The organism is Halochromatium glycolicum (assembly GCF_016584085.1).
GTDB lineage: Bacteria > Pseudomonadota > Gammaproteobacteria > Chromatiales > Chromatiaceae > Lamprobacter > Lamprobacter glycolicus.
The window spans coordinates 1-3,839 of the sequence record NZ_NRSJ01000093.1; the positions used below are offsets into that span (position 1 = coordinate 1).

At 62.0% G+C, this 3,839-nt stretch carries 7 protein-coding genes and 1 pseudogene; 5 read left to right on the forward strand and 3 right to left on the reverse strand.

What is annotated here, in order from left to right:
* Window positions 1-533, reverse strand: a pseudogene (locus CKO40_RS23420) (hypothetical protein); the annotation flags it as partial.
* A gap of 193 nt (window positions 534-726) precedes the next feature.
* On the opposite strand from CKO40_RS23420, the gene CKO40_RS23425 reads away from it, so the two are divergent.
* The 4 genes from CKO40_RS23425 to CKO40_RS23440 all read left to right on the forward strand — a co-directional run bounded on the left by CKO40_RS23425 (window position 727) and on the right by CKO40_RS23440 (window position 2,086).
* The gene (locus CKO40_RS23425) at window positions 727-1,182 is read left to right on the forward strand and encodes an MBL fold metallo-hydrolase RNA specificity domain-containing protein (RefSeq protein ID WP_200348870.1); all 456 of its coding nucleotides are present in this window, start codon (window positions 727-729) and stop codon (window positions 1,180-1,182) included.
* 91 nt (window positions 1,183-1,273) lie between these two features.
* Entirely contained in the window at window positions 1,274-1,552 is a 279-nt protein-coding gene (locus CKO40_RS23430) for a type II toxin-antitoxin system RelE/ParE family toxin (RefSeq protein ID WP_200348871.1), read from the forward strand.
* A gap of 14 nt (window positions 1,553-1,566) precedes the next feature.
* Window positions 1,567-1,899, forward strand: coding sequence for a HigA family addiction module antitoxin (locus tag CKO40_RS23435; RefSeq protein WP_200348872.1), 333 nt, complete (start codon window positions 1,567-1,569; stop codon window positions 1,897-1,899).
* Between the two features lie 13 nt (window positions 1,900-1,912).
* Entirely contained in the window at window positions 1,913-2,086 is a 174-nt protein-coding gene (locus CKO40_RS23440) for a hypothetical protein (RefSeq protein WP_200348873.1), read from the forward strand.
* 116 nt (window positions 2,087-2,202) lie between these two features.
* Here the strand turns inward: CKO40_RS23440 and CKO40_RS23445 are convergent, their stop codons facing one another.
* Together CKO40_RS23445 and CKO40_RS23450 are read right to left on the reverse strand one after the other, a co-directional pair.
* On the reverse strand, window positions 2,203-2,451 hold the full coding sequence (locus CKO40_RS23445) for a FitA-like ribbon-helix-helix domain-containing protein (protein WP_200348874.1): 249 nt from the start codon (window positions 2,449-2,451) through the stop codon (window positions 2,203-2,205).
* Window positions 2,452-2,667: 216 nt separating this feature from the next.
* On the reverse strand, window positions 2,668-3,018 hold the full coding sequence (locus CKO40_RS23450) for a transposase (protein ID WP_338074258.1): 351 nt from the start codon (window positions 3,016-3,018) through the stop codon (window positions 2,668-2,670).
* Window positions 3,019-3,213: 195 nt separating this feature from the next.
* Between CKO40_RS23450 and CKO40_RS23455 the strand changes: the two genes are divergently transcribed.
* Window positions 3,214-3,813, forward strand: coding sequence for a transposase (locus CKO40_RS23455; RefSeq protein ID WP_200348876.1), 600 nt, complete (start codon window positions 3,214-3,216; stop codon window positions 3,811-3,813).
* Window positions 3,814-3,839 lie beyond the last annotated feature (26 nt).

Consider the following 3,839-nt stretch of genomic DNA (forward strand, 5'->3'; position numbering starts at 1 on the left):
GCTTCGCCCTGGCGCAGAAAGCGCTCGGCAAAACCGCTGAGCGCGGCGGCTTCCGGCGCGTGCTCTTGTTGGTAGATCATGCGTTCTTCCTCGCTCAAGTGCGCATAGATGTCGACGAAGTCGAGATATTTGAGTTGCCGCTCGGGATCGGGTTCCAGCTCCAGCAGCCCGCGCACGGCCTCGGCGTAAACGGCCACCCGCTCGCTGCGGACGTGGCGCATGTTCGGAAGATTGAGACGGGCGATGAGATTGCGGCTGTCAAAATGATCGCGCGCCTGTTGCTGGCGAAACGCATAGGCGAGACAGGCGAAGGCCAGGTAGGCGCACCGCTCGCTGCCAAGACGCAGCTCGGTCGTGTAACGCCCGCCGCGCAGGAAGATCACCACGGGCACGATGCGCTCAGTGCCCAGCAGTTCGGCGATATCCAGGCAATAGTGAGCCAGTCGGTGGATCGAGAAGCGTCGGGTTTTGGTCTCTTCCTCGAACAGAAACAGCAGGGCTTCGCGCCGGCTGTCTGGCCACTCGACCAGCACAGGCGTATCCAGCTCGCGGAAGCGCTCGCCGAGACGCTCCTNCTTCGGGAGCGAACAGCTCGATGGCCTGGCGCGGGTAGTCGAGGATCAGGTTCTTGAAGTTCTGGTCGTGACTGCTCGGCATGGCGCCCGTGGCTCGTCTTAGGGATCGTCATGCGGGCAGAAGCCGCACCCGCTCTCTCGCATATTGCTGATGGTACCACTCGCTGCTCACCGACTGCGGCTCCTCCAAAGCGACGAGGCCGGCGATGATGGCGCGCGCGCCGACCAATTGCAGATCGGTTTCGACATCACCCCCATCCAGGCGCTGATCATCACCCATGTCCACATCGACCACGTCGGGCGGCTGCCGCACCTGCTCGCCGCCGGCTACCAGGCCAAGGGCACGCCCGGGCGCGACATCCAGCGCTACGGCCCGCGCGGCGGCTATGTGATGCTCGATGGCGAGCGCTACGACATCCACGCCCAGATCCATACCATCGGCGGCTACTCAGCCCATGCCGACCAGCGGGATCTGACCGAGTTTGCCACCGGCATCCCCACGCCACCCGCGGAGATCCGCCTCGTGCATGGGGATGAGGGCGCAGAGACGGTGTTGGCTGGGAAGCTGCGTGAGGTGGTGAAAGGGGCTGAGGTTGTTGTGCCTTGAAGCGGTAGCGGCTTCCGGCGCGTGCTCTTGTTGGTAGACCGCCGCGCAGGAGGTTTTGACGGGCGTAACCTTTTGCATTACGCTCCACGAGATGATTCAGTCGTTTCGTTGTCGCGATACCGAAGCGTTTTTCCACGGCAAACGCATCGCGCGATTCGTCCCATTCGAGTCTGTCGCAATGCGCAAACTCCAGCAGCTTCATGCGGCGCCGAATTTGGCGTTCTTGCGCCGACCTCCAGGCAATCGTCTTGAGGCACTCACGGGTGATCGCACCGGGCAGCACAGCATCCGCATCAACGATCAATGGCGTCTGTGTTTCTGTTGGCAAGACAACGCGCCCTGGCAGGTCGAAATCGTCGATTATCATTAAACGGAGCAACCGACATGAATCGTGAAGTCGCACTGGCGCATCCTGGAGAGATCTTGCTCAAGGACTGGCTCGAACCGCTCGGTATCAGCCAATATGCCTTGGCCCAAGCCATCGGTGTGCCACGACGCCGAATCAACGAAATCGTCCGTGGGCAGCGGGCGATCACCGCCGATACCGCCACGCGCTTAGGCGCTTTTTTTGATGTCGATGCGCACGGCTGGCTTGCACTGCAAGCGCATTACGACGCGGAGCACGCCCGCGAGCGTCTGCAAGAGGAACTCTTGCGAATTCCGCGCTACGATCGGCTCACTTCCACGCGCCGCACCCAAGAACGCGCACCTGTTTAGACCTGCCGATCCCATGACCCCGACATCCGCCACCACTGGCGTCACCTGCTCTTGTCACGAGCTGCGTTATGCTGCTGACGCTAACGGCAAGCACCTCGATGCCCAGAGCGCTACCGACTACCACTCGCTACTCATCGACTGCGGCCTCTCCCAGGGCGACGAGGCTGGCGAGGTTGTCGTGCCTTGAGGTTTTGTCCCCCTTCGGCAGCAGCGCAAAACGTAGTCCGCTCCCCACTACCCCACTAAGAGGCTGTCTGGAAAATAAGCCATTGATTTCGGAAAGGACATTGGTGTCCAGCAGGATCATGAAGACCCATCCCAGTGAATGGGAGTGCGCGGCAAGCTGCGTTCGGGCAGCGACAAGTCTTCGGTTACATCTTGGAAACGGCTAACCAGTCGACTGCCGAGTCCGCTGTCCGCAGTGGGCGCCATCAACTCCCGCCGCAATATCGAGCGCACTTCCTCTTCCATGGAGTGCCCGTGCTCAGCGGCGTGGCGGCGCAGATTGGTCTTGATGACGTCGTCGACATTGCGGATGGTGAGTGTCCCCATTTTCAACCTCTTTGCATGCAGTTGACAGCATTGCTAGCATAACATGCGGCTGCCTTAGGCTGAGGATACGCCGAGATTCTTTAACACGGCTGAGCGCCGAACTGAACGAGTATGACAGCAGTGGGGCGCGCCTCCGCCTCACTCGATAAGCCTTGGACAAGACGGCGCTTATGACAACGCCGAGCAGGTGCGCCGCAGAAGCCGTCGCACGCACGGTCAGTCAAAAAAGATGTCCTCGAGCGCTTGGGCCTCTAAGGCGCGGTCGAACCAGGTGGTCAGGGTGTCGGTGTCGGCGTTTTCAATGCGCTGCTGGATCGACTCGGAGGGTTCTCCGAAGCGTTTTGTGAGTAGATGCCGCAACAAGCGCGCTTCCCCTCGCGCTTCCCCTCGGGCTTCGCCCTGGCGCAGAAAGCGCTCGGCAAAACCGCTGAGCGCGGCGGCTTCTGGCGCGTGCTCTTGTTGGTAGATCATGCGTTCTTCCTCGCTCAAGTGCGCATAGATGTCGACGAAGTCGAGATATTTGAGTTGTCGCTCGGGATCGGGTTCCAGTTGCAGCAGCCCGCGCACGGCTTCGGTTTTGGATCGGGGCAAGGCTCCCGAGAATGGCTCTCATCTGCAGGACCTCGTGGCGCTCCCACGCACTTTGGAGGCCCAGTTCGCGCTGCTCCGCCGGCGGGACCCCCCTGGGTCAGGCTAGTTGTCGCCTCCACCATCTGAGACTGTAGAACTGTAACCGTGACAGGGGGCGAAGGCGAGAGACCCGTGCCGAGATATTCTGAAGAACGCAAAGAAGCGGTGTTGCGCAAGATGCTACCGCCGCACAACCGCCCGCTGGCCGAGCTGGCGAAGGAAGAAGGCATCAGTGAAGGGACATTGCACAACTGGCGCCGCCAAGCACGCGAGCAGGGCCGGCTGCTGCCCGATGGTGCCACCGGACCCGAGGGCTGGAGCACGGCCGACAAGTTCGCCGCCGTGCTCGAGAGCGCCGCGCTCAATGAGGCAGAGCTGAGCGAATACTGTCGCCAGCGCGGCCTGTACCCCGAGCAGCTCCAGACCTGGCGCCGTGCCTGCGAGCAGGCCAACGACTGGGCCGCCGAGCGCGGCCGACGCAGCCAGGCCGAGCACACGGCGCTGCGCCGAGAAGTACGCGATCTCCAACGCGAGCTCAAGCACAAAGAGAAAGCGCTGGCGGAGACCGCCGCGCTGTTAGTACTGCGAAAAATGTATGGTCCGCCCCGGTGGTGCAAGTGCCGCTCTTGTCATGGTGAGAACAGACTGCGTCAATGTATCCGGCCTCGGTTTGGCCGATCACGCAGGATCGCCGGGCCTCGATGGAAATCCGCGCCATGCGTTCCTGAATAAGCCGATGACCTCCGTCTGGGGCCGTT